This is a genomic window from Mycobacterium sp. (assembly GCF_049280035.1).
GTDB lineage: Bacteria > Actinomycetota > Actinomycetes > Mycobacteriales > Mycobacteriaceae > Mycobacterium.
Genome location: NZ_JBAPPI010000736.1, coordinates 1 through 2,435, shown reverse-complemented (window position 1 = coordinate 2,435; position 2,435 = coordinate 1). Strand labels below are relative to the sequence as shown.

2 protein-coding genes are annotated in these 2,435 nt (G+C 60.6%); both read left to right on the top strand.

Annotated elements, in window-relative coordinates:
- On the top strand, positions 1-823 hold an 823-nt coding region (locus WAN71_RS23730), incomplete at its 5' end, for a WS/DGAT domain-containing protein (RefSeq protein WP_422227677.1).
- 81 nt (positions 824-904) lie between these two features.
- Entirely contained in the window at positions 905-2,110 is a 1,206-nt protein-coding gene (locus tag WAN71_RS23725) for a cytochrome P450 (protein ID WP_422227676.1), read from the top strand.
- Positions 2,111-2,435: the final 325 nt, after the last annotated feature.

The window sequence follows — 2,435 nt, the reverse complement described above, 5'->3', positions numbered from 1 at the left end:
TGCGAAGCGACCGTGGTTGCTGGTCACCAGAGTGCTACCCGAAACGCTTTTCGCCGTGATCAAGACGCTGCGCCGATTCACCCGGCGTCAAGTCATGGCCGGGCCGTTGACCGCGCCGAGGACGCCGTTCAACGGCAACGTCAGCGAACATCGCAACGTTGCCTTCGTCGGGCTGGACCTTGAAGACGTGAAGACGGTGAAGAACAGGTTCGGGGTCAAGGTCAACGATGTGATGTTGGCGCTGGTGTCGGCGACAGTGCGGCTGTTCTTGCTGCAGCGCGCGGCCCTGCCGAAGCGTCCGATGATTGCGATTGTGCCGATGGCCGACGCGGTGCATGACCAGCGGCGCGAGGGACGCAACCAGCTGTCTCCGGTCTTCTGCCGCCTGCACACCCACGTACCCGATGCGGCCGAGCGGCTCAGCGCAATCGGCATGTCGACTGCGATTGCCAAGGAGCACAATTCGGCGATCGGGCCGGCACTGCTGCAGGATTGGACGCAGTGCATACCCAACTTCATGTCGCTATTCATGCAGTTTTACACCCGTACCGGGCTTAGTAAACTTCGGCCGCTTTCCAATTTGACCCTGACCAACGTGCGAGGATCGCAGGAGCAGCTCTACCTGGGCGGCGCCGCGATTAGGGCCACCTATCCGCTCGGACCCCTGGTGAACGGTGTCGGGCTCAACATCAGCGCGGTGTCACTCAACGGCACCATCCATGTCGGCTTGGTTTCCTGCCCGCAACTCCTTCCCGACCTCTGGGAGGTGGCCAACGGTCTGCCCGTTGCGCTCAAGGAATTGCTGGACGCAGCTAATGCCTAGATTGGTGTACGTCGTACCGCAGCGCGGAAGCCGTTCGGGCACAACGCACGACGTTGCGCGGCACGCTTAGAAGGGGGTTTTGTGACGACTCAGTCGGAACTGGTGTTTGACCCATTTTCGGATGAATTTTATGCCGACCCACACACGCTCTTCCGCCGCCTGCGAGATGAGGCACCCGTGTACTACAACGAAGACCTCGACTTCTACGCACTCACCAGGCATAAGGACGTCGCCTCGGCCTACAAGGACTTCAAAACGTATTCCTCGACGGCTGGCCTCGATCTTGCGATGGTTAAGTCCGGCCAAGAGGCACCGAAAATGATCGTGTTCATGGACCCCCCCGAACACGGGCGCATGCGCGGCCTGCTCAATAAGGCGTTCACGCCACGAGCGATCCAATCGCAACGAGAGACGGTGACCGAGCTGGTCCAGCGATGCCTGAGCATGGTCGATCCGCGCCAGTTCGACGCGGTGCAACAGTTCGCGGCACCTCTCGCGATGGACGTCGTTGCCCGCATGGCCGGAGTCCCAGAGCAATTCGCACAGCAGGTGCGGTTATGGACCGACCAGGCTATCGGCTACCAGCCAGGACAGCTCGAACGAGACTGGGTCGATATGGAGGCCGCGCTAAACATCCTCACCGGCTATCACGACCTGGTTCAGCAGCGTCGCGAACAGCCCAACGACGACATGATCAGCAAACTTACCGCCGCTGAGATCATACGTGACGATGGCGAGACCGCCCGCCTCGAGGATCACGAAATCGCCTTGTTTGCAGTGCTGCTAAGCGCGGCTGGCACGCAGACGGTCGCTCGGATGCTGGGCAACGCTGTAGCGGTCTTCGCCGAGCACACCGATCAGTGGCAGAAGCTGGCCGACGACCGCAGCAAAATTCCAGCCGCCGTCGAAGAGTTGCTGCGATTTGAGGGGCCGGTCCTTTATAACGTCCGATGCACGTTGAAGGAGGTGACGTTATACGGGGTCACGATCCCAGCAGGCAAGCCAGTGTTCCTGTGCGGCGCCTCGGCGAACCGCGACTCGGACGCCTTTGCCGACCCAGACACGTTCGACATCGACCGCGATCAGACACCCGCACAACACATTGCGCTGGGGTACGGCACGCACACCTGCCTGGGAGCCCAACTGGCTCGGATGGAAATCGCCATCGCAGTTGAGCACCTGCTCGACTTCATGCCCCGCTACGAGGTCATCTGGAAAGACTGCAAACGGGTCAATGCGACCAACCTCGCCGGCTGGTCGCACCTTCCGGTCAGGGTGATGCGATGACCGTATCGTCCACTCTGCGGATTCGATGCCAACAGCTGTTGCTGAAGTAACAATTGCGAAGTTTGTTGCCCGTCAGGCAGTCGCGGTACATGCACCATCTCCCTTTCCGATGCCCAGACATCTCTCCGTTCTCAGTACGAAACTATTCAAGATCGCCTGCCCGTCGGTCGGCCCGGTTGGACCCGCGCCATTCACAAGGTAGGGCTCACAGCGGCCAGCGACGCCCAGGAACGACCGATCGGTCGATTCTTACGATTTCATCAACCGGGAAGGATGCTCATGGAAGACGGCGGCCAACTAAGAGTCGACTTCACCGGTGTGCGGG